Raw genomic sequence first — 25,028 nt, 5'->3', positions numbered from 1 at the left:
ACCGGGGCCGTGCCGCGCCCGGCCCTCGATTCCGGCCGACCGGGACACCGGTGCGCGGCGGCGGGCTACGGTGGAGCGTCCGGCACATGCTGACCAAGGGGGTTCGGTGGACGCGGAGTTGACGGCACTGGCGACGGCCGGGGCGACGGCGCTCGTGGAGCGGATGGTGGGGGACGGATGGACGGCGGTGCGCGACCGCGTGGCCGCGTTCTTCGTGCGTCGCCGTGGGGGTGACGAGGAGGCCGCGCAGGGCGAACTGGAGACCGCGCGCGGCGAGCTGGACGTTGCGCGGGACGAACTGGTCGCCGCTCGTGACGCCGACGACGCGGCGACCGCCGAGGACCTCGAGAGGGAGTGGCGCAGCCGGCTGCGGCGGGCTCTGCGGGCCGACCCTGCCGCCGCCGAGGAACTGCGTGCGCTGCTGGACGAGCTGGCGGGCGACCAACCGGACCGGGGCAGGGACGGCGGTGCCGTGAGCAATGTGATCAGCGGAGGTGTGCAGCACGCCGTGGTGCAGGCCCACACCATGCGTGACCTCAACTTCGGGGAATCCCGTGGCGGTTCCTGAGCCGCGGGTCCTACGCTGCGGTTCCTGAGCCGAGGAGGCCTACGCTGCGGTTTCCGAGTCGACAGGTCCGGGCTGAGCGGCTCCGGACCCGGAGACGACACGAGCCGGCGCCAGGAGCCGGCGGCCGGAGTCGGCCGACCGGGAGCCGGGGGAGCGGGGCGGCGGACGTGGCCCGCGCCGCCGCGGGGCCGGGGCGGGCCGGCCGTCGCCCCGTGGATCGAGGAGAGGCACCGCTGTGGACCACCGCACGTCAGTTCCGCCCGACGAGGGATTCCTGGACCGGGTCGCCGACAGCCTCGCCGCGCTCCCCACCGTACGGGCCGTGACGCTCGGCGGGTCACGGGCCCAGGGCGTCCAGCGTCCGGACAGCGACTGGGACGTCGGCGTCTACTACCGGGGCGACTTCGATCCCGCCGACCTGCGTGCCCTGCGCTCCCTCGGCTGGGAGGGGGAGGTCTCCGAGATCGGCGGCTGGGGAGGCGGCGTCTTCAACGGCGGCGCCTGGCTGACGGTCGAAGGGCGTCGCGTCGACGTGCACTACCGGGACCTCGACGTCGTCGAGCACGAGCTGGCCGAGGCACGGGAAGGACGCTTCCACCGGGAGCCGCTGATGTTCCATCTCGCCGGCATCCCCAGCTATCTGATCGTCGCCGAACTGGCCGTCAACCGTGTGCTGCGCGGCGAGCTTCCGCGCCCGGACTATCCCGAGCCGTTGCGCCGCACGGCCCCCGGCCAGTGGCGCGGCACGGCCACGGCCACTCTCGCCTACGCAAAGGCCCATCACGCGCCGCGCGGCCGCCTCACCGAGGTCGCGGGCTGCGTCGCCACGGCGGCGATGGAGACCGCCCATGCGATCCTGGCCGAGCGGGGCGAGTGGGTCACCAACGAGAAGCGGCTGCTGGGCCGCGCCGGGCTGCGGGGCGTCGACGACATCCTCGCGTCGCTGACGCCGGAACCCGAGGTCCTGGTGGGGGCGGTCGCGGCGACCGAGGCGCTGTTCGCTTCGGCGGCGGCCCCCGCGTAGCCCGAGGGCCCGGGGTCCGCGCAGGAACCCCGCTCGCCCGGAGGACCGCGGGCAGCCTCGCCCGCCGGGCAGGGGACGCGCCCCGGGACGGACCCCGCTCGTCCCGGGACGGATCTCACGGGCCCCGGGACGGACCCCGCTCGTCCCGGGACGGTGCCGGAGCGAGCGGGGTCCGCAGGGCGGAGTGTGACCGTCCGACGCGACGCGTGGACCGCCCGGGCGGCCGCCACGCCGCGCCGCCCGGGCAGTCCGCCGCACCGCTCGCGCTAACCGGCTGCCTTGGGCAGTGCGCAGCCGGGGGCGTTCAGGTCGAGCTTGTTGCCGACGCCGAAGCAGGCGGGAATGCCGTAGGTCTCCTCGGCGTAGTTGATGCCCTGCCGGACGGTGACGGCACCGTTCTGGTCGACCTCGCACGGGTTGTTGACGGTGCAGCGCTCGCCGTCCTCGTTACCCGTGTTGTTGACCGCGACCACCTTGCCGCTGGCCGTGTCGATCACGGGCGAGCCCGATGTGCCGCCGATCGTGTTGCAGGCGGAGGTGTAGCGGACCGAGTCCTTCCAGGTCCAGTCGCCCTCCTTCAGCCGGTAGACGAACCCGTCGACCGAGCAGCTGTACGTCCGCTTCCAGTAGCCGGACACCACCTTGATCGACGTGCCCTGCACCGGGTGCTGGTCCGTGAGCTCCAGGGCCTTGATGCCGTAGGTGCTCTCGATCTGCTGGTAGGTACGCGTGAGTTGGTACAGCGTGACGTCGGTGTCCGTCATCGTGGAGTACGCGACCTTGCTGGCGCGCAGCGTGCCCACCTTGTTGCCGGATGCGCCCAGCAGGCTGAACGAACGGCTGGACGGCTGGTCCACGATGACCTCGCCCGGCTCCGGGAATCCGGTCTCCAGGCAGTGGCCGTTCGTCATCACGATGGCCGGGTCCGTGGGCTGCGATGCGGGCATCCGCACGACCGACCCGGAGCAGTTGCTGAGCGCGACGGTTCCCGCAAAGGTGACGGCCTTGACGGTCGGGGCGCTGTGGCTCGTGGCGGCCTTGACGCCCGCGGCCGTGACGCCGGCGGAGTCGTGGTCCGCCGCGAATGCCGGCGCGGCGCCGGCCCCGGCCAGACCGGTTCCGGCGAGCGCGAACGCTAACAGCGCACCGACGAGGGATCTCTTCATGTGGGGGGTCCTCTCCCGAACAGGAGGTGTCATTGTCATGCGCATTGTGATGGCGACGGCGTCAGCGGACAAGAGCGATCGCATGTCGAACAGGGGCGCCGCGCAGCCGAGTTCGGGAGTTTTCGGACGAGGGGCCGGGCCCGGGCCGGCCCGGCGGCCGGGCCGGCCGGTGGATTCACGGCACGGAGCGGCAGGGCGGTTCACGCCACGGAACGGCCGTGGGACTTCCCGCCCCGCGGGGCCGGCGGACCACTTCGACGCCGACCCCGCGGGGCGGGAAATCCTCCGTGTCGCCGGCCCAGAGCGGCGCGAAACACTCGCTCCCACGGCAGCTTCTGAGCCGGCGGCCGATGAGTTCCGTATCTCCGGGAGGTCCACCAGGAGAGGAACCCGTACCGTCCGCAGGAGGAACCATGTCGCTCCCGGAGATCGTCGGCCGCGGCGAATGGCTCGCCGCCCGCAAGGAGCTGCTCGCCAAGGAGAAGGCCGCGACCCGCGCGCGGGACGCGCTGAACGCCGAGCGGCGCAGGCTTCCCATGGTCGAGATCGACCGGCCGTACATCTTCGAGGGCCCCGACGGCAAGGTGGCACTTCCGGACCTCTTCGAGGGGCGGGCCCAACTGATCGTCCACCACTTCATGTTCGACCCGTCGTGGGACGCCGGCTGCCGCAGCTGCTCGGCGTTCCTGGACCAGATCGGACACCTGGCCCATCTGCGCGCCCGGGGCACCGCGTTCGCCGCGGTCTCCCGTGCGCCGTTCACCAGGATCCTGCCGTTCAAGGCGCGCATGGGCTGGACGGTGCCCTGGTACTCCTCGTACGGCAGCGACTTCAACTACGACTTCCACGTCTCCTTCGACGAGTCCGTCGCGCCCGTCGAGTACAACTACCGGACCAAGGAGGAACACCGGCTGGCCGGCACGGGCTACTGCATCGACGGCGACCAGCCGTTCGAACTGCCGGGCCTCAGCTGCTTCCTGCGCGACGGCGAGCGCGTCTTCCACACGTACTCGGCCTTCGGGCGCGGCCTCGAGGGGATCGGCTCCACCACCACCCTCCTCGACCTCACCGCGCTCGGCCGGCAGGAGGAATGGGAGGAACCGGAGGGCCGCGCGAGCGGTCCGGGCGCCCCGGCGGGCAGCCCGCGGGTGCGGTACCACGACGAGTACGAGGACTGACCGTTCACCCGCGCGGACACCACGCGGCGCGACGCGTCACGCGCTGACCGGCCGCGACCAGGCCGGCGTCGTCCCCGTCATACGGCACAGCGCCAGGTACAGCGGAATCGGCGGTGTGTACGGCATGGTGCCGCCGCCCGGCCGATGGATCAGACGGGGCTGCCGGTCCCCGTCGGCGACGACCGCCCCCGTCGCATAGTGCGCGGGCGCAGGCCATGGGAGCGCCACGTCCGAGTCGGCCGGCACGATCCACCACCAGTGCACCCCGTCGGAGTACACGCACCCCGCGTGCGGCAGCCGTGCCAGCAGGGCCGGCCCGTATGCCGCGGGCACCGCGACCGCGTCACGGCCGAGCGGGTCACTCATGCCGGGCGGCAGCGGGAGCCGGGCGCACGGGACACCGTGGGTGCGGCGCCGGTGGGCGGCGAGGCCCGCCAGCGTGCCGAGGCTCAGGGCGTGCGGTGTCAGCACGCCCAGTCAGCCCCTGTCCCATGGATTCCGTCCGCCTCGGCCCCCGCCGCGCCGCGGGGCGCGCCTGCAGCGCCCCCCGGCATTCCCCCGTGCCCATTGCCTCCGTCGCGTGGGAGCTCCGCCCAGACCAGCAGCCCAGGGCCGGTCTCGTGAGCGCCCCACGCGCTGGAGACGGCCGCGACGAGGAGCAACCCCCTCCCGTGCTCCTCCTCCGGCCGCTGCGGCGAAGGGTGCGGCTCACCAGGAGCGCACCCTTCGTCACGTACCGCTATCCGCACCAGCTCGTCCTCGTCGTGCAGCTCGCAGACGATCTGCCGTGACGCCGTGTGCACGATCGCGTTGGTGACCAGCTCGGTCACGACCAGATCGGCCGCTGCGCAGGTGTCCTCGCAGACCTCCCAGCCGCTCAGCCGGGCGCGTGTCACGCGCCGGGCCTGTGCCGCGGAGCTGGGGTGCGCGGCCAGCTCGAAGCGGAAGCGGCGCTCGGCGGAATCGCCGGTGCGCGCCCCTTCGATGGACCCGGGTGCGGCTTCGATGGCGTCTGTTCCTAACGGCGCGGACGGAGTCACGCTTGCCACTATCTCCCCGCCGTGAACACTTGGCAAGTGGCACTCTGAAATGTGCAGAGTGCAGTGTTCCTTCGTCGATGCCCGTGGCACACTGCTCGCAACGGCTCGCCACACCGCCCCAGTTGGGTGAAGCCTTGACGCATCGCACCGGGGCTTTTTTCGGGCCATCGGACCAGTGGGAGGTTTCGGGCGTGAGCGAACCGCGGTCCGCGCCGACGGTCGGGCAGGTCGTCCTCGGTCGTCGCCTCCAGGACCTGCGCGAACGCGCCGGCCTCAAGCGCGAGGAGGCCGCGCGCGTGCTGCGCGTGGCCCCGGCCACGGTCCGCCGCATGGAGATGGCCGAGGTCGCGCTCAAGATTCCGTACCTCCATCTGCTGCTGAAGTCGTACGGCGTCCCGGACGACGAGGCAGACGCGTTCATCACCCTGGCGGAGGAAGCGAACAAGCCGGGCTGGTGGCAGCGGTTCCACGACATCCTGCCCGGCTGGTTCTCGATGTACGTCAGCCTGGAGGGTGCGGCGAGCCTCATCCGTTCGTACGAACCGCACTTCGTGCCCGGGCTGCTGCAGACCGAGGAATACGCCCGCGCGGTCATGCGCTCCGGCGCGATCGGCCAGACCAGCCCCGAGGACACCGAGCGGCACGTCGCGCTGCGCATGCAGCGGCAGGCGCTGCTCACCCGCGAGGACGCCCCGCGGCTGTGGATGGTGATGGACGAGACCGCGCTGCGCCGCCCCGTCGGCGGTCCGGAGGTGATGCGCGCCCAGATCGACAAGCTGCTGCAGGTCATGAAGCTGCCGCATGTGACGCTCCAGATCGCCGAGTTCGCGACCGGGCCGCACCCGGGCACCTTCGGCCCGTTCGTGCTGTTCCGCTTCGCTGTGCCGGAACTGCCGGACATGGTCTACAGCGAGTACCTGACCGGGGCCGTCTACCTCGATGCGCGTGCCGAAGTGGCCACCCATCTGGAGGTCATGGACCGCATGGCGGCCCAGGCCGCGACGGCATATCGCACACGGGAGATCCTCAAGAGTCTCCGCAAGGAGTGGTGAATGGACCGGAGCAAGGACCGCATACGCGACGGCATCCGGATCTACAACGGCATGCCCGCCCGCGACCTCGGCACCGAGGGATGGCACAAGCCCTGGAGCGGCGGCAACGGCGGCAACTGCGTCGAGGCCATGAAACTGGCCGACGGAAGGGTCGCCGTCCGGCAGTCCGCCGACCCGGACGGCCCCGCGCTGATCTACACGCCCGGTGAGATCACCGCGTTCATCCAGGGAGCCAAGGCCGGCGAAGCCGACTTCCTGCTGTCATGACGCACCGCCGTCACCTTTTTGCCCGAACTCCAGTTCTGGAACCGCGGTGACCCGGCGCAACGGCCGGCTCACCCGGGCGGCAGCACCGTGCACAGCGCATCGAGCGCCGCGCCGTAGGCGTGTTCCGCAGGCGTCGCATACCCGACGACCACCCCGTCCGGCGCGCCCGCAGCCGGAGCCTCGGGGTGCCGGAACTCGGAGAGCCCGTTCAGGGCGACGCCCTCCCACGCCGCGGCCTTGACCACCGTCGCCTCCGTCCCGCCCGGCAACCGCAGCACCGCGTGCAACCCCGCCGCGATCCCGGTGACCTCCACCTGCGGCGCCCGCTCCGCCAGCGCCGCCACCAACTGATCGCGCCGCCTCCGGTAACGCTGCCGCATCCGCCGCACATGACGGTCGTACGCCCCCGACTCGATGAAGTCGGCGAGCGCCAACTGGTCCAGCACGCTCGCCCACCCCTCACGCTCGCCCTTGACCGCGAGCACCCCGCCGACCAGCGGCTCCGGCAGCACCATCCAGCCCAGCCGCAGCGCCGGCGACAGACTCTTGCTGACCGAACCGATGTGCACCACCCGCTCCGGATCCAGCCCCTGGAGCGCACCGACGGGCCTGCGGTCGTAGCGGAACTCTCCGTCGTAGTCGTCCTCCAGCACCACCGCGCCCCGTGCCCGGGCCCAGTCGACGACGGCCGCGCGTCGCTCCGGATGCAGCGGCCCGCCGGTCGGGAACTGGTGAGCGGGCGTCAGCAGCACCGCCCGCTCCCTGCCCAGCCGCTCGACCCGGGCGCCGTGCTCGTCCAGCGGCAGCGGCACCGTACGCACCGAGGCGGCGGCCAGCAGCGCGCGGTGGAAACCGAGCCCGTAGGACTCGACCCCGAGGGGGCCGCGCAGCACACCGCCCTCGAAGAGCAGGCGCAGCGCATGCGCGAAGCCCGAGCAGATCACGATGCGCCCCGGCTCCGTACGGACCCCCCGGGCCCGTGCCAGATACGTGGTCAGCGCGGTCCGCAGCTCGATGCGGCCCCGCGGATCGCCCGGCCCGAACACCTCGTTGGGCGCGGCGTTCATCGCCCTCCGGTACGACGCGAGCCACGCCCCGCGCGGAAAGGACGACGCGTCCGGGGTGCCCTGACGCAGATCGTGGCGCGGGCCCCGGGCGGGCGGCGGCGCCTTCCTGGGTACGCGGATGGGGCCGCCGAGTGGTTCGGTGCGCTCGGCGACCCTGGTCCCGGAGCCCTGACGCGCGGTCAGCCAGCCCTCCGCGACCAGCTCGGCGTAGGCGTCGGCCACCGTGTTGCGAGCCACGCCGAGGTCGGCGGCGAGCGAACGGTACGGGGGCAGCCGGGTACCCGGGGCGAGCCGCCCGGAGCGGACGGAGTCCCGCAACGCGGAGATGAGGGCGGCGCGGCGGCTGCCCGCCCCGGACATCTCCAGATGCAGATCGGACCCGATGCGCTCTGCTGAATTGACCCATGTTTCTGCCACGGAAATGCACCCTACAGCCGGTCTTTCACTGCCATAGATTCATGGTCATGACGAACACGACGACGCACACGACGGCGAACACGACCGCGAACACCGCTCCGCAGAACGGCCGTTCAGCCGCCTCCACCTCCACCTCTGCCCCCGCCCCCCGCCTCGCCTTCGCGAAGGCGGCGCCCAAGGCCTTCCGCGCGCTGATCGGGTTCGACGCCGCCGCCCGCGAGAACCTCGACCCTGCCCTCGTCGAACTGATCCAGATCCGGTCCTCGGTCCTCAACCACTGCGCGTACTGCCTGCACATGCACACCAACGACGCCCGCAGGGCGGGCGAGAGCGAGGACCGGCTCCACATGGTCTCCGTCTGGCGCGAGGCCCGGCACTTCTTCACGCCGAAGGAGCAGGCCGCCCTCGCCCTCACCGACGCCGTCACCCTCATCGCCGACGCCGGCGTCCCCGACGAGGTCTATGCGGAGGCGTCCGCCCAGTTCGACGACGAGGAGCTGGCCCAGGTACTGGCTCTGATCTTCACGATCAACACCTGGAACCGCATCGCCCTGTCGACCGGGAAGGTGGCCGGGACGGACGAGCGCTGAACGCGTCCCGCCGTCTCCGTCACCCGGTGCGAGGAGGCCTCCCCGCTCCGCACGGATGCCATGAGGCCCCACGCTCCATCCGGACGCCTTGGGGCCTCATGGATCCGTCCGGATGCCACGGGGCCGGTCGGGTCCGTCCGGATGCCGCGGCCCCATGGCTCCCTCCCGATGTCATGGGGACGGCCGGCTCCACTTCATTTCCGGCCGCGTCCGCCTCGGCCCGCCGAGCCCGGTGTGCGCGAGGTCCTCGGCCATCGGGCGCCCTATGCCTGCAACGACCGGCCCCTGCGTCCGCAATGGCGGGTCCCGACGCGGGCAACGGCCGGTCCGCCCGCAGTGGCCGAGGCCCTACGCCCGCATCGGCCGGTCGTAGGGCCCTATCGGGGCCGGCATCGTGGTCCTGCCCGTGAGGTACCGGTCCACCGCCGCCGCCACGGCCCGCCCCTCGGCGATCGCCCAGACGACCAGCGACTGCCCGCGCGCGGCGTCCCCGGCCGCGAAGACACCGGGGACGTTGGTCGCGAACCCGGCGTCCCGCGCGTACGTCCCGCGCTCGTCGAGGGCGATCCCCAGCTGGTCCGCGATCCCGTCGCCCAGATCCGGACCGGAGAAGCCGAGCGCGATGAGCACCATGTCCACGGGCAGCGTGCGCTCGGTCCCGGGCAGGGGCCGGCGCTCGGCGTCCACCTCGACGAGGTGCAGCGACCGGACGTGTCCGCTCGCATCGCCGTCGAAACGGAGCGTGGACGCGGCGAAGAGCCGCGCGTCGGCGTCCGCGGTCGGAGCGGTGCGCAGATCCCGGGCCTCCTCGTGCGCCGGCGACATCCGGTACACCTTCGGATAGGTGGGCCACGGATCGACGTCCTCGTCCCGCTCCGCCTCCGCCAGCGGATAGATGTCCAGCTGCGTCACCGACGCAGCCCTCTCCCGCACCGCCGTCCCCAGACAGTCCGCCCCGGTGTCCCCGCCGCCGACGATCACGACATGCCTGCCCTCCGCCGACAGCGGCGAGACCTCCAGATCGCCCTCGCACACCCGATTGGCCAGCGGCAGATACACCATCGCCTGGTGGATGCCCTCCAACTCCCTGCCCGGGACCGGAAGTTCACGCCAGGCCGTGGCACCTACGGCGAGCACCACCGCGTCGTAGCGCGTCCGCAGCTCCTGACCGCCGATGTCCCGCCCGACGGCCGTCGACTCGCGGAACTTGGTCCCCTCGGCCTGCATCTGCTCCAGCCGCCGTTCCAGGTGGTGCTTCTCCATCTTGAACGAGGGGATGCCGTATCTCAGCAGCCCTCCCAACCGGTCGTCCCGTTCGAACACCGCGACCGTGTGCCCGGCCCGCGTCAGCTGCTGGGCCGCGGCCAGCCCCGTGGGACCCGACCCGACAACCGCGACGGTACGGCCGGTCAGCCGGTCCGGCGGCCGTGGCGGCGTGTACCCCGCCTCCCAGGCCCGCTCGGCGATGGCCGCCTCGACGTTCTTGATCGTGACGGCGGGCTGGTTGATCGCCAGCACACAGCCCGCCTCGCACGGGGCGGGGCAGAGCAGGCCGGTGAACTCGGGGAAGTTGTTCGTGGCGTGCAGCCGGTCGCTCGCCGCCCGCCAGTCGTCACGGGCGACCAGATCGTTCCACTCCGGAATCAGATTGCCGAGCGGGCAGGCGTCGTGGCAGAACGGAATCCCACAGTCCATGCAACGGTCGGCCTGCGGCTGGATGATCGGCAGCAGGGCCCCGGGGACGTACACCTCGTCCCAGTCGCGGACCCGCTCCTCGACGGGGCGGCGCGGCCACTCCTGGCGGGGCGTGGTGAGAAAACCCTTGGGGTCGGCCATGGCCGTCTCCCTCGCGTACGGCCCGTGCGACCCCTGGCCGTACGGCCCGGACCGGCGTCTTTCCGCCACCATACGACGGTACGGAGCGCCCTGCTCAGCCGGTCAGCGCCAGCACGAACGACGCGGAGGCGACGGCCGCGGAGACCCCCCTGACGTGGTTCCACATCGTCCACTCGCCCACGTAGACCCGCCAGTGCTCGGCGCTCTCGGGAGCGTCGGGGTCCAGCCTGGACAGGGCGTCGTTGCGGGGTATGTTCGCGGTGACGGTGACCCCGAATGAACCGATCAGATACACCGCGCAGCCGAGGAGCAGCTCCAGCGTCTCCTGCTCGGGCCACAGCACGAACGTCACCACGGCGAGCACGGCGCACAGCACCGCCGTTCCCAGGAACACGACCATGAAGGCCGGGTTCACCGCCGCTACGTTGATCGCCTGCATCGCCGCGATGCCCTGGGCGGGCGGCAGGGCGGAGAGCCCCCGCATCACGAACGTCGAGAACGCGCAGAACACCCCCGCCGCAACCCCGCAGGCCAGCGCACCCGCCAGGATGAGCACGAAGTACGGTCCCTCGATCATGACAACTCCCACGGGTCCACTGTGGTTGGTGTGACGGACGTGCCTGGGGCGTGCGGTGGTGCTCCTGGTGCGTTCAGGTGGTGCCGGTACGACAGTCTGCGCTCGTTGCGCATACGCCCGTGACCAGTGCCCCGTTTTTCGCGCATTCTCACGCTCCGGCGCGGTACATGGCCCCGGGTCCGGGCCGGGGGGTCCGGACCGGCCGAAGGCTTGGAGTCCGGACCGGCCGAAGGCTTGGAGTCCGGACCGGCCGAAGGCTTGGGGTCGGCTCCGCTCACCGGTTCCGGGCCCGGCGGCGTCGACTGCCTCGCCTCCGCCTCCGGCTCCGCTCACGGCCTCGCGTCCGGATCCGTCCGTGGTCCTGCGGTCGGCGGTGCCCGCGGCTGGGCCCCGGTCCCGGGAACGGCGTCGCGTGCGGCGCCTTGCGCATCGCAGTTCCCCGCCCCCGCCCCCGCCCCCTCCCTCCACACTCCGCCCCACCCCACCCGCCTCTCAGCCCACTGCTTGCTCCTCCCCGCGCCACGCCCGCAGCACCGCCTCCGCGGCGGGGGCGATGCGGCGGCGTGCCTCGAGACGGGGGACGCCGCTCATCAGCAGCTCGTCGTACGGCGTCTCCGTGTGCCGCACCGCCGCCCGGACGGCGGCCGACACCGCGGTCCCGGTGAGGGCGCGACCCGCGGCGCTGCGCCCGACGCGACCGCTGCCGCGCACCGAGGCGTGCGCCGCGATGGCCTGGGCCCGCTCCGCCGGGCACCCGGGGAACAGACGCCGTATCTCCGCCGCGAAAGCCGCCGTGAACCGCACGTCCTCGGCGGCCCGCCTGCGTGCGTCCCGCGCCCGGCGTCGGGCCCGTGCCTCCGCGTCCGCCAGGCACCTCGCCTCCGCCCGGGCGAGGCCCGCCTCCTCCACGAGAACGCCCTGCCGCTCGTAGCGTCCCCGCCGCCGGTGGAACCGCACGACCACCGCCGACAGCCCGCTCTCCTCCCGGGCCCGCCGGGTCAGCGCCGTGTCCCCGCGCGGCAGATACACCAGGTGCCCCAGATCCGCGCAGCGCAGACAGCGGGGCGCACCGTCCTCCATCACCAGCATCCGCAGCGGACCGGTCCGGCACCTCGCGCAGTGCCGCCGGCCGATTGGCTGGATCACCAGAATCCCCGGGCGCACCGGGGGAGTTGTACCGACCGTCATACGCCTTTCCTTCCCCCTCCGGAGCCCTGTGTCGCCGGGAGGCATCATGGGCCGTGTGCGACTTGAAGCGATCACCTGGGAACGGCTCGGCGACACCCTCGCCGACCGTCTGCTCGACCTGGAACCGGACGACGGCAGCCCCTGGCCACGGGTCGCCTTCGACGGGGCACCGGCCGCACACCCCGGCGACCTGGCCCGGCTCGTCGCCGACGCTCTGCGGGTGCGGGGTCGCGCCTCGCTCGTCGTCGGTACGGAGGGCTTCCTGCGTCCCGCGTCGCTCCGCTTCGAGTACGGCCGCCACGACCCGGACGCGTACTACGCGGGCTGGTACGACACCGGGGCGCTGTGGCGCGAGGTGTTCGGGCCTCTGGAACCGGGCGGCGACGGCCGGGTGCTGCCCGACCTCTGGGACCCGGCGGCCGACCGCGCCACCCGCAGTCCCCGAGTCCAACTACCCCCCGGTGCGGTGCTCTTGATGCATGGTCCGCTCCTCCTCAACCATTGGTTCCCCTTCGACCTCGCCGTCCACGTGCGTCTCTCACCGGGTGCCCTGCGCCGGCGCACGCCCGACGAGGAGCACTGGACACTGCCCGCCTTCGAGCGCTATGAGAACGAGACCGACCCCGCGACGGCGGCCGACGTCCTGGTACGGGCCGATGACCCCCGCCACCCCGCATGGAACGGCTGACCCACGGCAGGCGGTGCCCAGGGCGACTGCGGGTGCGCCTCGGCGTCGCGGCGTGCCCGCCCGGGCGAATGGCGACGCCGGGGTGACCGCCGGCGCCGTGTCCGGGAAGACCGTCGGCCTCCCGGCCCGAGTTGGCGAGCCTCCCCGGGGGTGGAGACAATGAAGTGCGCCGGGACCCGCGGTGCGCCCGCGCCGCGCCGGCCGCCCGTCACGGGGAGGTACTCCATGACCACCGCCGGAGACATCATGCACCCGGGCGCCCAGTGGATCCCCGCCCACGAGACCCTGGACCGCGCCGCGCAGCTCATGCGTGAACTCCATGTGGGCGCGCTGCCCATCAGCGACGAGAACGAGCGCCTGTGCGGCATTCTCACCGACCGCGACATCGTGATCGGCTGCGTCGCCATGGGCCACGACCCCTCCCGGGTCACCGCAGGTGAACTCGCCAAGGGCACTCCTCGCTGGATCGACGCGAACGCCGACGTCAGCGAAGTGCTCCAGGAGATGCAGTCCCACCAGATCCGCCGACTGCCGGTGATCGAGAACAAGCGCCTCGTCGGCATGATCAGTGAGGCCGACCTCGCCGCGCACCTGAACGACGATCAGATCGCGTCCTTCGTCGAGTCCGTCTACGCCACGCGCTGACCCTTGCGCACGGGGGCGCCGCCGTGGTGCCCCCGAGGCGGCGGTGACGACCGACCGTGAGCGGCCGCCCCGCTCACAACCAGCCGTTGCGCCGGAACCCCCGGTGCAGTGCCAGGCACGCCACGGCTATCAGCGTGATCACCGCCGGATAGCCGTACGGTGAGTGCAACTCCGGCATGTAGTCGAAGTTCATGCCGTAGACGCCGCACACCATCGTGGGCACCGCGATGACGGCGGCCCAGGCGGTGATCTTCCGCATGTCCTCGTTCTGAGCGACCGTCACCTGCGCCAGATGCGCCTGCAGAATGGAGTTCAGCAGGTCGTCGAAGGCGGCTATCTGGTCGATGACCCGCAGCAGATGGTCGGCGACATCGCGGAAGTACGCCTGTATCTCCGGGGCGATCACCCGGATCGACTGGGTCGCGAGCACCTCCACCGGCCGGCCGAGCGGGACCACGGCCCGCTTCAGTTCCAGCAGTTCCCGCTTCAGCTGGTAGACGCGGCCGGGGTCGGTGCGTGCGCCGCCCTCGGCGAACACCGCCGTCTCGACCAGGTCGATGTCGCTCTGCACGGCGTCCGTGACGATCAGGTAGTCGTCGACGACATGGTCCGCGATCGCGTGCAGCACCGCCGCCGGCCCCTTGGCCAGCTGCTCGGGCTCCGCCTCCAGGGCCTCACGGACCGGACCCAGCGAACCGTGCCGGCCGTGCCTGACCGTGATGACGAAGTCCTTGCCGACGAAGACCATGATCTCGCCCGTGTCGACCACTTCGCTGGTCGCGGTCAGCTCGGCGTGCTCGACGTAGCACACGGTCTTCAGCACGGCGAACAGCGTCTCTCCGTACCGCTCCACCTTCGGGCGCTGATGGGCGTCGATCGCGTCCTCCACCGCCAGCGGATGCAGGTCGAAGAGCTCGGCCACACCGGCGAATTCGAGCTCCGTCGGTTCATGCAGCCCCAGCCACACGAAGCCGTCGCCCGTCTTGCGGACGCGCTCGACCGCTTCGACCAGGTCGTGCCCGCCCGTCTGCCGTACGCCGTTCCGGTACGTCACGCACTTCACCACCGCCGACCCCAGGGGTGAACGGGCCGGGTGGCTCAGATCGACGCGGGCGTGCCTACGCGTCAGGCGTGCAACGCTCCGGAGGGTCCCGACCTTCCGGAGACTGCCGACCTTCCGCAGATTGCCTGCCATCGACATGAGGGCCTCCTCGCTGGACTGCTGCCTGCCGCGCCAGTCTGCCAGTGATCGGATTCGGGAGTGAAAGCCTGTGGGAACGGAGTGTTCCGCTCCGGTGGTGAGCGCCAACGCCCGTGTGGCGGCCCGCGATGTGAGCGTCGTCGATCCCGGACAACTCCGACGACTGGGATGATCTCGGTATGAATCAATCCGATGGGTACCTCCTCGACAACCGGCGGGCCGAGGCCGGACAGCGCTTCGACGCCTTCGCCACCCTCTTCGACCCCACGACCTTCCGGCACATGGAGCAGCTCGGCATCGGGCCCGGCTGGCGTTGCTGGGAGGTCGGCGCAGGCGGCACGTCCGTCGTGTCCTGGCTCGCCAAACGGGTCGGCCCCACGGGGCGCGTGCTCGCCACCGACATCGACACGTCCTGGCTGTCCTCGGTCGCCCGGGCCCCCGTCGAGGTGTGCCGGCACGACGTGGCCACGGACGCGCCGCCCGCCGAGGGGTTCGACCTCGTGCACGCCCGGCTGGTACTCGTTCACGTACCCGACCGCGAGAAGGCGCTCGCGTCCTTGGTGAAGGCGCTGCGACCCGGCGGGAGGCTGCTCGTCGAGGACGCGGACCCCGCGCTCCAGCCGCTGACCTGCCCGGACGAGCACGGGCCGGCGGAGCAGCTCGCCAACCATCTGCGCCAGGGCTTCCGTACACTCCTCGCCGGACGCGGCGCCGACCTCGCATACGGCCGCACACTGCCCCGCCTGCTGCGCACCGCCGGTCTGCGCCGCGTCGAGGCCGACGCGTACTTCCCCCTCACCTCGCAGGCCTGTGCCGAGCTGGAGACGGCGACCGTACGCCACATCCGGGGACAGCTCGTCACCGCGGGCGTCGCGACGGACGACGAGATCGACCGGCACCTGGAGAACGTCGCGCGCGGAGACATGGACCTCGCGACCGCACCGCTGATCTCCGCCTGGGGGCGGAAGGAGTAACGGCGCGGCCGTCGCACGCGGTGGCGGAGGGCCACCGGACCCACGGGGCCCGCCCCGCCTACCGGCGCTCGCTCTCCGGCCGCCCGCCGAGGCGTTCGACCGCCCGAGCGCCCGCACGGCAGCCCTCCGCCGCCGCGTCCACGGCCTCGCGGCCCTTGAGCAGCGACGCGAGGAACGCGCCGGTGAAGGCGTCGCCCGCGCCTGTCGCGTCCCGCGCGCGGGCGGGCACGGCCGGGACACGGGCCACCACCTCACCGGCCCGTGCGACGAGCGCGCCCTCCGCGCCCCGCTTCACCACCACCAGGGAGAAGGCGCGGCTCAACAGGGCCGCCGCGTCCGCCGGATCCGCCAGCCCGGTCAGCAGACGCGCCTCGTCCAGGCTGGGCAGCAGTACCTCCGCGCCCTCCGCGAGTGCCAGGAAGCGGTCCGCGCCGAGCTCCTCGAGGAATCCGGCCGACGCCGGATCGACGCTCACCGGCACCCCACGCACCCGGGCCGCCGATACCGCCGCGCCCACGAACTCCCGGCCCGGCGCGGAGAAGAACAGGTAGCCGGACAGATGCAGCCGGCTCACGCCGTCCAGCAGTGAGGGCGACCAGTCGCCGGGAGAGAGCCGCAGCGAGGCGCCGCTGTCCGTCAGGAACGTCCGCTCGCCCCCGTCGCCCGTGTCCACCAGGCACACCACGCTGCCCGTGGCCGCCTCCGGATCGACGACGAGCAGGGGGCGTACGCCCGCGTCCGCCAGGGCGCGCTCGTGCCATGCCGCGGACTCACCACCGACCCGGCCCAGCACGCGTACGTCCGGCCAGCCCCAATGCGCCGCCCAGCAGGCCACATTGGCTCCCGCGCCACCCGGCACGGCCCGGATCGCGGCCGCCGTGTCGGTGCCGCGTGCGACCGGGCCCCGGTGCCGCACGACGATGTCCGTGACGACATCGCCGGCCACCAGCAGTCCCGCCGGGGCGTCCGCGCCCCCGGTCACACGCGGGCCCACGCGCCGGCGACGCGGGCGGCCAGCCGTACATTGCCGCGCACCGCCGCCAGATTGGCGCTGAGCGACGCCCCGTCGGTGTGCCGCACCAGATAGTCCAGCAGGAAGGGGGTGACGGCCTGTCCCGTGACCTGCTGCTCGGCGCACTCCCGGAGCGCGTCGGCCAGTACGCGCGCATGCAGCGCGGGATCGAGCTGCTCGGCCACCGGAACAGGGTTGGCCAGGATCAGTGCCGACTCGGGCCCGCCGATGGCGTCCTGAGCCCGCATCACTTCGGCGACCTCCTCGGGGCCGTCCAGCGTCCAGTCCACGGGGTGGCCGGAGTCCGCCAGATAGAAGCCGGGGAAGCGCGCCGTGCGGTAGCCCGCGACCGGGACGCCCAGCGTCTCCAGCCGCTGCAGCGTGGCCGGAACGTCCAGGATCGACTTCACGCCCGCGCACACCACGGTGATCCGGGTGCGCGCCAGCAGTCCCAGGTCGGCCGACTCGTCCTGCGTCTCGGCCCACTGCCGGTGGACGCCGCCGAGGCCTCCGGTGGCGAACACGCGTACCCCCGCGCGGGCGGCCAGGAAGGCCGTCGCGGACACCGTCGTCGCCCCGCTCGCCCCCGAGGCGACGGCGAGGGGCAGGTCACGGTGGCCGAGCTTGCGGATGCCGTCCTCGTTCGCGATCCGCTCCAGCTGCTCCTTGTCCAGGCCCACGCGGGGACGCCCGTCCAGTACGGCGATCGTCGCCGGGACCGCGCCCTCCGCGCGCACCGCGTCCTCCAGCTCCGTCGCCACCTGGAGGTTGCGCGGGCGCGGCAGCCCGTGCGCGATGATCGTGGACTCCAGCGCCACGACCGGCCGTCGCGCTGCGAGCGCCTCCTGCACCTCGTCCGACACGATCAACACAGATGCCTCCCGCCCGATGATCCTCTCCTCATCCCTGGCGAGCGGGGTTGCCGGTCAAACCCCGGAAGGCGGTGGAATCCGTCGTCGCGAGGCTTCCGCCGCCCCCAACCCGCCCGACACGCACCCCACGGGCACGTGAGACGGCGTCCCGCTCAGCGGCGGACGCCCCACCTCCGTCCCTGCGCCCCGCGGTCCAGCAAGGCGATTCCGAGGGCCGCCAGACCGATCTGGATGAGCCATTCGATCCAGTCGACGCCCTTGGTGTCGGCGACCCCGAGGCCCGCGGCGACGGCGGAGCCCAGCAGGGCGGCCACGATGCCGACGAGGATCGTCGTCAGCACCCCGATGCGTTGCCGGCCGGGCAGGGCGAGACGGCCCAGCACACCGACGACGAGACCGATCACGATGGCGCTGAGAACGCCGGAGATCTCCATGTCCGTACGACTCCCTTCGCCCCCAGGCACGCCGCCCGGCGGCCGTTCGCGGTCGCCGCCGGATCCCGCACGCGCCCCCACGTCCGGGGCAGTCACTCAACCGTTTTCCCTCCGAGGGCGGTTCCCAGTCCAGGGGGTTCGGGCGGTCCGTGACTCCGCGGCAGGCGGGAGCGCTCGGGCAGGCGCGCCGTCGCGCCGGGCGTGCGCCCGTCATCGCCGCGGAGGATCCCCGTCGCCGCACCGGCGCTCCCCGCCGTGGCCGCGGGCCCCGGCCCCGGCTAGGGTGACCGGCCATGAACACGAAAGACCAGGCCGCCGCCTCATTCGCCGTGCACATTCCGGACGTCGAACTCGAACCGGAGCCGCTCGATCCCGAGCAGATCGTCTCCGGCGACCCGGTCGTGACCGGCAAGGTGCTGTGGGAGTCCGCCGACGGCAAGCAGCTGCGCGGGATCTGGCAGATCACGCCGGGCGTGGTCACCGACACCGAGGCGAACGAGCTCTTCGTGGTGGTCAGCGGACGCGCCACCGTCGAGGTCGAGGGCGGCGCCACCATCGAGGTCGGCCCGGGCGACGCGGCCGTGCTGCGCGAGGGCGACCGCACGACGTGGACGGTGCACGAGACCCTTCGCAAGGCCTACCACATCAGCCTCTGAGGTCCCCGGCCCCAGGACCGTCAGTCTCCGAGGCCCCCGGCCCCCGGGACCGTCAGTCTCCGAGGTCCGCGGAGGCCGTCGCGGCCGGGGCCCGGCGGCTGAACAGGGCGAGCGCGGCGAGCGGCAGCAGAAGCAGGGCGGCGACCAGGGTGAGCCAGCCGTAGCTCGCCCGCGCCACCACGATCCCGGCGGTCACGCCCCCGATGCCCGCCGAGGTGTTCATGACCAGGTCGGACAGGCCCTGGGCCGCGGCGCGGGCCGGCTGCGGCACCGAGTCCGTGAGCAGCGCCGAGCCGGCGACCAGCCCGGCGGACCAGCCCAGGCCCAGCAGGAACAGCCCCGCCGCCGTCCTCCCGTGGCTGTCGTCCGCCGTACCCGCGAGCAGAGCCGCACATGCCAGCAGAGCGACGGCCAGACCGATCACGGTGAACCGGCCGAACCGGTCGGAGAGGCGGCCCATCACCGGCGAGAACGCGTACATGCCCGCGATGTGTCCGCTGATGACCAGCCCGATGAGGTCGATGCTCGCGCCGTGGTGGCCGAGGTCGACCGGCGTCATCGACATGACCGACACCATCACCGTGTGCGAGACCGCGACCGTGACGAGCGCCAGCCGGGCGCCCGCCGACGCGGTCACGGCGGAGATCCCGGCCCGCAGTGAGCGCCCCCGGGCCGTCTGCTCGTCGGCGGGCGCGAGGGCACGGGCGGTCAGCAGCGGATCGGGCCGCAGCAGGACCGCCACCGTCAGGGCGGCGAGCAGGAACACGCCCGCCGCCCACAGGAACGGGCCCGCCGCCTCGGGTATGCCGAGGCCCCGGACGCTGCGGCCCGCGGGCGCCGCGATGTTCGGGCCCAGGACGGCGCCGATCGTGGTGGCCCACACGACGGTGGAGATCGCACGGGCGCGGTGCGCGGGATCCGCGAGGTCGGCCGCCGCGAACCGCGCCTGAAGGTTGGCCGAGGACGCCGCGCCGAACCCGGCCATGCCGGCCAGCAGCAGCGGGAAGCTCCCGACGACCGCGGCCACCACGACCACACCCGCACCGAGCGCGCCGATCAGATAGGCGAGGACGATGCCCGGCCGCCGCCCGCGCGCCGTCATCAGGGCGGCCAGCGGCACGGACAGCACGGCGGTCCCCGTCACGGTGGCCGTCGGCGCCAGACCGGACAGCGACTCGGTGCCGCTGACCTGCTTGGCCAGGACCGCGGCGAGCGCGATCCCGGTGGCGACGCCGAGGCCGCCGAGTATCTGACCGGCTATCAGCACGCGGGATATGCGGCGGCGCAGCGCGGCCATCTCGTACGTCGCGCCGGCTCCGGCGCTCTGTCGCTCCGTCGCACGGGGGTCCGTCCCGTTCGCCCGGGAAGAGAAGGTGGTCACCCGCGGCAGTGTCCCAGCTCGCACCGGCGTTCGACATACCTCCGGACCTCGGGTGTGGGATCCGGCAGCGTACGGACCTGCGGGACCCCGGCTTCGGAACCCGGGCTTCGGAACCCGGGCTTCGGAACCCGGGCTTCGAAACCCCGGGCCGGGCGCGGGGGCGTGGGGGCGGGAGCCTGAAGGCCCGGGGCGTGCCCCGTGTCCCGCACCCTCCCGCACCGGGAAGAGCGCGCGCCCGCCTAGAACAGCGGTTCCGGCAGCACGCCCTCCAGGGCCAGCAGCTTCCGCTTCGTCTCGAGACCGCCGCCGAATCCGCCGATGCCGCCGTCGCTCTCGACGACCCGGTGACAGGGGACGACCACCGGCAGCGGATTGGCCCCCATGGCGACGCCGACCGCCTGGGCGGCGCCGGGCTGGCCTACGCGGTGCGCGAGGTCGCCGTAGCCCACCACCGTGCCGTACGGCACGCCGGCGGCCAGCTCGCGCAGCACCTGCCGGTTGAACCCCGAGACCAGGGACCAGTCGAGGGGCAGCCGGAAGTCGTGCAGCTCGCCCGTGAAGTAGGCCCGCACCTGGCGTACGGGCTCGGCCAGCAGCGGGGAGTCCGGCGCCTTCACCGGCGTGCCGCCCAGCCGCGCGCCGATCCGCTCCAGCGCCCGGTCACGCACCGCGTCCGTGGCGTGGAAGACGACACCGACCAGGCCGGCGTCGGTCGCCGCCAGCAGCAGGGGGCCGATCCCCGTGTCCTCGACGGTCCAGACGACCCGCCGCTCGCACTGCCCATCGCTGTCCATGCCGACCACCGTACGGCCCGGCACCGACAACGCCGCCGCGTCAGTGCTCGCGCAGGTCCTTCGCGACGGCGTCGGGCACGTTGCTGATCACGCCGTCGACGCCGTAGTCGGCCACCCGACGAGCCGTCGCAGCGTCGTTCACCGTCCACGTGTACACCTGGAGACGCCTCCCGTGAGCCCCGTTGAAGGCGTGGACAAGGCTCACGTACGACCGCGAGACGGTGCTGTCGCTCGGGTTGATCTGGTCGACGAACTCCGAGTAGGCGGGCAGCTTGGCGATCGACGGGGTGCCGAGGAGCGCGGTTCTGATGTCCGGCCGGAGCCGGTGGACCGTCTGCACACTGTCGACGCCGAAGCTCTGCACGATCAGCCGTTCGTCCAGGTGCTGCTTGTTGAGCCAGCGGTCCCTGCCGAGCTCCTGCAGGATGTCGCGTTCGATGCCGGGATACAGCTCGGGATTCTTGATCTCCAGGAGCAGACTCTGGTGGTTGGCGTCGACCCGGTTCAGGTAATCCTTCAGCGTCGGCACGTGTGCGCCCGCGAACTCGGGCCCCTTCCACCGGCCGGCGTCCAGCTTGGCGATCTCGGCGGCGGTGAAGTCGCGGACGTTCCACGGAGCCCGGCCCGGATACAGCTCCTGGACGTTCGTCGTGCGCTTGAGGCTCGCGTCGTGCAGCACCACCAGGTGGCCGTCCTTGGTCCGCTGCACGTCGTTCTCGACCCAGTCGATGCCGAGCGCGTGCGCCTTGTCCACGGACTCCAGCGTGTTCTCCGGCGCGTACGCGGAGGCGCCGCGATGCCCGACGACCACGACGTTCTCGTGCTGTGCGGAGGCCGTGGTCGTGGGGAAGAACAGCGCACCGGTTCCGACCAGCGCGGCGGTGGCGGCTGCGGCAGCGCGTGTGTACACGGATACTCCTCGCATCTGGTGGTCACGGATGGTTCGAGAGTGACAGCAGAGCGTCACCATGCGTCATCCGCGACGCCGCCACAACTTGAACAAAGCCGGGCGGGTGTCATCACGAGGGGCACACACCTGAAGCAAGGCCGTGATTCTTTGCCGAACAATCGCTCAGGCGTTCCGGGCCGAGCCGTACTCTCTGCCTCAACCGCAGCCGCCCCGGCGGCCACGGAACCGGGGGCAGGACGGCCTTCCGGGGCACTACAGGTGGAAAGGCTGCCGCGCATGCAAGGCACGGTCGACGGATTCAGCTTCGGACTCGTCACGCCAGTGGTGGCCTACGTGATGGCCTGCCTGGGAGGTGCCCTCGGACTGCGCTGCACCACGAGATCGCTGCTGGTCGCGCACTCGTGGCGGCCGGGATGGCTGGCACTCGGCTCGGGGGCCATGGGGTCCGGGATCTGGACCATGCACTTCATCGCCATGATGGGGTTCAGCATCGAGGACACGCCCATCCACTACGACAGGCCGACGACGTTCGCGAGCCTCGCCGTCGCCGTTGTCATGGTCGGCGTGGGGATCTTCATCGTCGGCTTCAAGGGCACCACCGGCAGCCCCCTCTTCACCGGCGGCACCATCACCGGTCTGGGCGTCGCCTCGATGCACTACCTCGGAATGGCGGGCATGCGTCTGAACGGTCGCCTGGAGTACAACACGTTGACGGTCGCCGCCTCCGTCGTGATCGCGGTGGTGGCGTCGACGGCGGCGCTGTGGGCCGCCGGGCAGGCACGCGGCTTCCTGTGGAGCCTCGGGGCGAGTCTGGTCATGGGCCTGGCCGTGACAGGCATGCACTACACCGGCATGGCTGCCCTCTCCGTCCACCTCCACCACGGCGCCGCCGGAGCGGCCCCCGTCGGCGACCCGCCCGCCGAGCTGCTCGCGCCCATGCTGATCGGTCCGCTGGCCTTCCTCGTCCTCGCCGGAGCCGTCGTCATGTTCGACCCGCACCTGGTGGCCGCCGGACGCGCCGGACGCCCGGCGGAGCTTCCCGCAGGGGCCTTCCTGCCCCGCCCGCGCACGGAGCACCGGCTGTCCCTGCGCTCCGGCGCCCGCGCCCCGCAGCACCACGGCACCCGCACCCCGCAGGGCGTCCGAAGCCCGCAGAACTGGTGAGCCGGCCCCGTTGTCGGTGGGGGGTCGTACGGTTGATTCCATGCGGCCCGTATCCAAGATCGAACGCACGGTGGCGCCCTTCGAGGTCGTCAGCTCCTACCAGCCGAGCGGAGACCAGCCCACGGCCATCGCCGAGCTGGAAAGACGCATCAGCGCGGGGGAGAAGGACGTCGTCCTGCTCGGCGCCACCGGCACCGGCAAGTCCGCCACCACGGCGTGGATGATCGAGAAGCTTCAGCGCCCCACGCTCGTCATGGCGCCGAACAAGACGCTGGCCGCCCAGCTGGCGAACGAGTTCCGTGAGCTCCTGCCGAACAATGCGGTCGAATACTTCGTCTCGTACTACGACTACTACCAGCCCGAGGCGTACGTCCCGCAGTCGGACACCTACATCGAGAAGGACTCCTCGATCAACGAGGAGGTGGAGCGCCTGCGCCACTCCGCGACCAACTCCCTGCTCACCCGGCGGGACGTCGTGGTGGTCGCCTCGGTCTCCTGCATCTACGGCCTCGGCACCCCGCAGGAGTACGTGGACCGCATGGTCTCCCTCAAGGTCGGCGAGGAGACCGACCGCGACGAGCTGCTGCGCCGCTTCGTGGACATCCAGTACACGCGCAACGACGTGGCGTTCTCCCGCGGCACCTTCCGGGTGCGCGGCGACACCATCGAGATCTTCCCGGTCTACGAGGAGCTGGCCGTCCGCATCGAGATGTTCGGCGACGAGATCGAGGCGCTGTCCACGCTGCACCCCGTCACCGGAGAGGTCATCAGCGACGACGAACAGCTCTACGTCTTCCCGGCCTCCCACTACGTGGCGGGCCCGGAGCGCATGGAGCGGGCGGTCAACGACATCGAGCGCGAACTGGAGCAGCGGCTCGCCGAGCTGGAGAAGCAGGGCAAGCTGCTGGAGGCCCAGCGGCTGCGCATGCGCACCACCTACGACATCGAGATGCTCCGTCAGATCGGCTCCTGCTCCGGCGTGGAGAACTACTCGATGCACTTCGACGGCCGTCTGCCCGGCTCGCCGCCCAACACGCTCCTCGACTACTTCCCGGACGACTTCCTCCTCGTCATCGACGAGTCCCACGTCACCGTCCCGCAGATCGGTGCCATGTACGAGGGTGACGCCTCCCGCAAGCGCACCCTCGTCGATCACGGATTCCGGCTGCCCTCCGCGCTCGACAACCGCCCCCTGAAATGGGAGGAGTTCCAGGAGCGCATCGGGCAGACCGTGTATCTGTCCGCCACGCCCGGCGCCTACGAGCTGTCCCGTGGCGACGGCCAGGTGGAGCAGATCATCCGCCCGACCGGCCTCGTCGACCCGGAGGTCGTCGTCAAGCCCACCGAGGGCCAGATCGACGACCTGGTGCACGAGATCCGCAAGCGCGTCGAGAAGGACGAGCGGGTCCTGGTCACCACCCTCACCAAGAAGATGGCCGAGGACCTCACCGACTACTTCCTCGAACTCGGCATCCAGGTGCGCTACCTGCACAGCGACGTCGACACGCTGCGCCGTGTCGAGCTGCTGCGCGAGCTGCGCTCCGGTGAGTTCGACGTCCTCGTCGGCATCAACCTCCTCCGGGAGGGCCTGGACCTGCCCGAGGTGTCGCTCGTCGCGATCCTGGACGCCGACAAGGAGGGCTTCCTGCGCTCCGGCACCTCCCTGATCCAGACGATCGGCCGCGCCGCGCGCAATGTCTCCGGCCAGGTCCACATGTACGCCGACAAGATCACCCCGGCGATGGAGAAGGCCATCGACGAGACCAACCGCCGCCGGGAGAAGCAGATCGCGTACAACAAGGAGAAGGGCATCGACCCCCAGCCCCTCCGCAAGAAGATCAACGACATCGTCGCGACCATCGCGCGCGAGGACATCGACACCGAGCAACTGCTCGGCAGCGGCTACCGCAAGGCGGGCAAGGACGGCAAGGGCGGCAAGGCCCCGGTGCCCTCGCTGGGCTCCGCCGCCGGGAAGGCCGCAAGGACCGCCAAGGGCAAGGCCGGGGCCACCGTGCCGACGGACCGGCCCGCCGCCGAACTCGCCGAGCAGATCGAGGAGCTGACGGACCGGATGCGCGCAGCGGCGGCGGACCTGCAGTTCGAGATCGCCGCCCGGCTGCGTGACGAGGTGTCCGAGATGAAGAAGGAGCTGCGGCAGATGCGCGAGGCGGGGCTCGCCTGACGGCCCCGCGAGGCAGGGGGCCGCGCGGGCCCGGCGCGGTGGGCACGGCGCCGCCCACCCGCCCGCGGGGCCCGGGGCCGCCGCGCCACCCTGCATCTCCCGGCGCCCGTCGCCGTATCTCCCCCCGCGCCACCCTGTGTCTCAA

26 protein-coding genes are annotated in these 25,028 nt (G+C 72.2%); 12 read left to right on the top strand and 14 right to left on the bottom strand.

Annotated elements, in window-relative coordinates; genetic code table 11:
* Positions 1–106 precede the first annotated feature (106 nt).
* Entirely contained in the window at positions 107–568 is a 462-nt protein-coding gene (locus ACWCP6_RS16750) for a hypothetical protein (protein WP_450933180.1), read from the top strand.
* Positions 569–803: 235 nt separating this feature from the next.
* The gene (locus ACWCP6_RS16745) at positions 804–1,592 is read left to right on the top strand and encodes a nucleotidyltransferase domain-containing protein (RefSeq protein ID WP_450933179.1); all 789 of its coding nucleotides are present in this window, start codon (positions 804–806) and stop codon (positions 1,590–1,592) included.
* 266 nt (positions 1,593–1,858) lie between these two features.
* Here the strand turns inward: ACWCP6_RS16745 and ACWCP6_RS16740 are convergent, their stop codons facing one another.
* Positions 1,859–2,758: a S1 family peptidase gene (locus ACWCP6_RS16740; RefSeq protein WP_450933178.1), complete on the bottom strand. Its 900-nt coding sequence runs from the start codon at positions 2,756–2,758 to the stop codon at positions 1,859–1,861.
* A 413-nt stretch (positions 2,759–3,171) separates the two neighbouring features.
* Here ACWCP6_RS16740 and ACWCP6_RS16735 point away from each other — a divergent pair, with 413 nt between their 5' ends.
* Entirely contained in the window at positions 3,172–3,936 is a 765-nt protein-coding gene (locus ACWCP6_RS16735; protein ID WP_450933177.1) for a DUF899 domain-containing protein, read from the top strand.
* 36 nt (positions 3,937–3,972) lie between these two features.
* Here the strand turns inward: ACWCP6_RS16735 and ACWCP6_RS16730 are convergent, their stop codons facing one another.
* Both ACWCP6_RS16730 and ACWCP6_RS16725 read right to left on the bottom strand, forming a co-directional pair.
* The gene (locus tag ACWCP6_RS16730; RefSeq protein WP_450933285.1) at positions 3,973–4,413 is read right to left on the bottom strand and encodes a hypothetical protein; all 441 of its coding nucleotides are present in this window, start codon (positions 4,411–4,413) and stop codon (positions 3,973–3,975) included.
* Positions 4,401–4,985, bottom strand: coding sequence for an ATP-binding protein (locus tag ACWCP6_RS16725; RefSeq protein WP_450933176.1), 585 nt, complete (start codon positions 4,983–4,985; stop codon positions 4,401–4,403). The genes ACWCP6_RS16730 and ACWCP6_RS16725 overlap by 13 nt, the downstream gene beginning before the upstream one ends.
* 182 nt (positions 4,986–5,167) lie before the next feature.
* Between ACWCP6_RS16725 and ACWCP6_RS16720 the strand changes: the two genes are divergently transcribed.
* Together ACWCP6_RS16720 and ACWCP6_RS16715 are read left to right on the top strand one after the other, a co-directional pair.
* Positions 5,168–6,028 carry a helix-turn-helix domain-containing protein gene (locus tag ACWCP6_RS16720; protein ID WP_450933175.1) on the top strand — a complete coding sequence of 287 codons (861 nt, stop codon included), beginning with the start codon at positions 5,168–5,170 and terminating at the stop codon, positions 6,026–6,028.
* Positions 6,029–6,295 carry a DUF397 domain-containing protein gene (locus ACWCP6_RS16715; RefSeq protein ID WP_450933174.1) on the top strand — a complete coding sequence of 89 codons (267 nt, stop codon included), beginning with the start codon at positions 6,029–6,031 and terminating at the stop codon, positions 6,293–6,295.
* A 68-nt stretch (positions 6,296–6,363) separates the two neighbouring features.
* On the opposite strand, the gene pdxR is transcribed toward ACWCP6_RS16715, so the two are convergent.
* Positions 6,364–7,779 carry a MocR-like pyridoxine biosynthesis transcription factor PdxR gene (gene pdxR, locus ACWCP6_RS16710; RefSeq protein WP_450933173.1) on the bottom strand — a complete coding sequence of 472 codons (1,416 nt, stop codon included), beginning with the start codon at positions 7,777–7,779 and terminating at the stop codon, positions 6,364–6,366.
* 41 nt (positions 7,780–7,820) lie between these two features.
* Here pdxR and ACWCP6_RS16705 point away from each other — a divergent pair, with 41 nt between their 5' ends.
* Positions 7,821–8,369, top strand: coding sequence for a carboxymuconolactone decarboxylase family protein (locus ACWCP6_RS16705; RefSeq protein WP_450933172.1), 549 nt, complete (start codon positions 7,821–7,823; stop codon positions 8,367–8,369).
* A 348-nt stretch (positions 8,370–8,717) separates the two neighbouring features.
* Here the strand turns inward: ACWCP6_RS16705 and ACWCP6_RS16700 are convergent, their stop codons facing one another.
* From ACWCP6_RS16700 to ACWCP6_RS16690, 3 genes are all read right to left on the bottom strand, one after another.
* Positions 8,718–10,205 (bottom strand): glutamate synthase subunit beta, encoded by a 1,488-nt coding sequence (locus tag ACWCP6_RS16700; protein ID WP_450933171.1) that lies wholly within the window; start codon positions 10,203–10,205, stop codon positions 8,718–8,720.
* Between the two features lie 94 nt (positions 10,206–10,299).
* Positions 10,300–10,782 (bottom strand): anthrone oxygenase family protein, encoded by a 483-nt coding sequence (locus tag ACWCP6_RS16695; RefSeq protein WP_450933170.1) that lies wholly within the window; start codon positions 10,780–10,782, stop codon positions 10,300–10,302.
* A 492-nt stretch (positions 10,783–11,274) separates the two neighbouring features.
* Positions 11,275–11,970 carry a DUF2293 domain-containing protein gene (locus tag ACWCP6_RS16690; protein ID WP_450933169.1) on the bottom strand — a complete coding sequence of 232 codons (696 nt, stop codon included), beginning with the start codon at positions 11,968–11,970 and terminating at the stop codon, positions 11,275–11,277.
* A 46-nt stretch (positions 11,971–12,016) separates the two neighbouring features.
* Here ACWCP6_RS16690 and ACWCP6_RS16685 point away from each other — a divergent pair, with 46 nt between their 5' ends.
* Both ACWCP6_RS16685 and ACWCP6_RS16680 read left to right on the top strand, forming a co-directional pair.
* The gene (locus tag ACWCP6_RS16685) at positions 12,017–12,658 is read left to right on the top strand and encodes a uridine kinase (RefSeq protein WP_450933168.1); all 642 of its coding nucleotides are present in this window, start codon (positions 12,017–12,019) and stop codon (positions 12,656–12,658) included.
* 225 nt (positions 12,659–12,883) lie between these two features.
* Positions 12,884–13,303, top strand: coding sequence for a CBS domain-containing protein (locus ACWCP6_RS16680; RefSeq protein WP_450933167.1), 420 nt, complete (start codon positions 12,884–12,886; stop codon positions 13,301–13,303).
* 73 nt (positions 13,304–13,376) lie between these two features.
* Here the strand turns inward: ACWCP6_RS16680 and ACWCP6_RS16675 are convergent, their stop codons facing one another.
* Positions 13,377–14,504, bottom strand: coding sequence for a magnesium and cobalt transport protein CorA (locus ACWCP6_RS16675; RefSeq protein WP_450933166.1), 1,128 nt, complete (start codon positions 14,502–14,504; stop codon positions 13,377–13,379).
* Between the two features lie 179 nt (positions 14,505–14,683).
* Between ACWCP6_RS16675 and ACWCP6_RS16670 the strand changes: the two genes are divergently transcribed.
* Positions 14,684–15,478 (top strand): methyltransferase domain-containing protein, encoded by a 795-nt coding sequence (locus ACWCP6_RS16670; protein ID WP_450933165.1) that lies wholly within the window; start codon positions 14,684–14,686, stop codon positions 15,476–15,478.
* 58 nt (positions 15,479–15,536) lie between these two features.
* Here ACWCP6_RS16670 and ACWCP6_RS16665 read toward each other — a convergent pair whose 3' ends face one another.
* From ACWCP6_RS16665 to ACWCP6_RS16655, 3 genes are all read right to left on the bottom strand, one after another.
* Entirely contained in the window at positions 15,537–16,460 is a 924-nt protein-coding gene (locus ACWCP6_RS16665; protein WP_450933164.1) for a carbohydrate kinase family protein, read from the bottom strand.
* The gene (locus ACWCP6_RS16660; RefSeq protein ID WP_450933163.1) at positions 16,457–17,362 is read right to left on the bottom strand and encodes a pseudouridine-5'-phosphate glycosidase; all 906 of its coding nucleotides are present in this window, start codon (positions 17,360–17,362) and stop codon (positions 16,457–16,459) included. The genes ACWCP6_RS16665 and ACWCP6_RS16660 overlap by 4 nt, the downstream gene beginning before the upstream one ends.
* A gap of 152 nt (positions 17,363–17,514) precedes the next feature.
* Positions 17,515–17,796, bottom strand: a complete 282-nt coding sequence (locus ACWCP6_RS16655) for a GlsB/YeaQ/YmgE family stress response membrane protein (protein ID WP_450933162.1) — start codon at positions 17,794–17,796, stop codon at positions 17,515–17,517.
* 293 nt (positions 17,797–18,089) lie between these two features.
* Between ACWCP6_RS16655 and ACWCP6_RS16650 the strand changes: the two genes are divergently transcribed.
* Positions 18,090–18,452: a cupin domain-containing protein gene (locus ACWCP6_RS16650; protein ID WP_450933161.1), complete on the top strand. Its 363-nt coding sequence runs from the start codon at positions 18,090–18,092 to the stop codon at positions 18,450–18,452.
* A 52-nt stretch (positions 18,453–18,504) separates the two neighbouring features.
* Here ACWCP6_RS16650 and ACWCP6_RS16645 read toward each other — a convergent pair whose 3' ends face one another.
* From ACWCP6_RS16645 to ACWCP6_RS16635, 3 genes are all read right to left on the bottom strand, one after another.
* Positions 18,505–19,749: an MFS transporter gene (locus ACWCP6_RS16645; protein ID WP_450933284.1), complete on the bottom strand. Its 1,245-nt coding sequence runs from the start codon at positions 19,747–19,749 to the stop codon at positions 18,505–18,507.
* A 323-nt stretch (positions 19,750–20,072) separates the two neighbouring features.
* The gene (locus ACWCP6_RS16640; RefSeq protein ID WP_450933160.1) at positions 20,073–20,627 is read right to left on the bottom strand and encodes a methylated-DNA--[protein]-cysteine S-methyltransferase; all 555 of its coding nucleotides are present in this window, start codon (positions 20,625–20,627) and stop codon (positions 20,073–20,075) included.
* A gap of 40 nt (positions 20,628–20,667) precedes the next feature.
* The gene (locus tag ACWCP6_RS16635; protein WP_450933159.1) at positions 20,668–21,537 is read right to left on the bottom strand and encodes a glycerophosphodiester phosphodiesterase; all 870 of its coding nucleotides are present in this window, start codon (positions 21,535–21,537) and stop codon (positions 20,668–20,670) included.
* A gap of 276 nt (positions 21,538–21,813) precedes the next feature.
* Here ACWCP6_RS16635 and ACWCP6_RS16630 point away from each other — a divergent pair, with 276 nt between their 5' ends.
* Complete coding sequence (locus tag ACWCP6_RS16630; RefSeq protein WP_450933158.1) at positions 21,814–22,701, top strand: MHYT domain-containing protein; 888 nt, start codon at positions 21,814–21,816, stop codon at positions 22,699–22,701.
* A gap of 40 nt (positions 22,702–22,741) precedes the next feature.
* Positions 22,742–24,883, top strand: a complete 2,142-nt coding sequence (gene uvrB, locus ACWCP6_RS16625; protein WP_450933157.1) for an excinuclease ABC subunit UvrB — start codon at positions 22,742–22,744, stop codon at positions 24,881–24,883.
* Positions 24,884–25,028 lie beyond the last annotated feature (145 nt).

The sequence above is a fragment of the Streptomyces sp. NPDC002004 genome (assembly GCF_053593975.1).
The sequence above is the reverse complement of the archived record's forward strand: the minus strand, read 5'-3'. Positions and strand labels throughout refer to the sequence as shown.

Coding starts and splice junctions, on each gene's coding strand:
- ACWCP6_RS16645 (WP_450933284.1), bottom strand. CDS start 19,749: ATGGCCGCGCTGCGCCGCCGCATATCCCGCGTGCTGATAGCCGGTCAG.
- ACWCP6_RS16680 (WP_450933167.1), top strand. CDS start 12,884: ATGACCACCGCCGGAGACATCATGCACCCGGGCGCCCAGTGGATCCCC.
- ACWCP6_RS16690 (WP_450933169.1), bottom strand. CDS start 11,970: ATGACGGTCGGTACAACTCCCCCGGTGCGCCCGGGGATTCTGGTGATC.
- ACWCP6_RS16675 (WP_450933166.1), bottom strand. CDS start 14,504: ATGTCGATGGCAGGCAATCTGCGGAAGGTCGGCAGTCTCCGGAAGGTC.
- ACWCP6_RS16740 (WP_450933178.1), bottom strand. CDS start 2,758: ATGAAGAGATCCCTCGTCGGTGCGCTGTTAGCGTTCGCGCTCGCCGGA.
- ACWCP6_RS16715 (WP_450933174.1), top strand. CDS start 6,029: ATGGACCGGAGCAAGGACCGCATACGCGACGGCATCCGGATCTACAAC.
- ACWCP6_RS16700 (WP_450933171.1), bottom strand. CDS start 10,205: ATGGCCGACCCCAAGGGTTTTCTCACCACGCCCCGCCAGGAGTGGCCG.
- ACWCP6_RS16655 (WP_450933162.1), bottom strand. CDS start 17,796: ATGGAGATCTCCGGCGTTCTCAGCGCCATCGTGATCGGTCTCGTCGTC.
- ACWCP6_RS16685 (WP_450933168.1), top strand. CDS start 12,017: ATGGGCCGTGTGCGACTTGAAGCGATCACCTGGGAACGGCTCGGCGAC.
- ACWCP6_RS16705 (WP_450933172.1), top strand. CDS start 7,821: ATGGTCATGACGAACACGACGACGCACACGACGGCGAACACGACCGCG.
- ACWCP6_RS16695 (WP_450933170.1), bottom strand. CDS start 10,782: ATGATCGAGGGACCGTACTTCGTGCTCATCCTGGCGGGTGCGCTGGCC.
- ACWCP6_RS16630 (WP_450933158.1), top strand. CDS start 21,814: ATGCAAGGCACGGTCGACGGATTCAGCTTCGGACTCGTCACGCCAGTG.
- ACWCP6_RS16670 (WP_450933165.1), top strand. CDS start 14,684: ATGAATCAATCCGATGGGTACCTCCTCGACAACCGGCGGGCCGAGGCC.
- uvrB (WP_450933157.1), top strand. CDS start 22,742: ATGCGGCCCGTATCCAAGATCGAACGCACGGTGGCGCCCTTCGAGGTC.
- ACWCP6_RS16735 (WP_450933177.1), top strand. CDS start 3,172: ATGTCGCTCCCGGAGATCGTCGGCCGCGGCGAATGGCTCGCCGCCCGC.
- ACWCP6_RS16650 (WP_450933161.1), top strand. CDS start 18,090: ATGAACACGAAAGACCAGGCCGCCGCCTCATTCGCCGTGCACATTCCG.
- ACWCP6_RS16640 (WP_450933160.1), bottom strand. CDS start 20,627: ATGGACAGCGATGGGCAGTGCGAGCGGCGGGTCGTCTGGACCGTCGAG.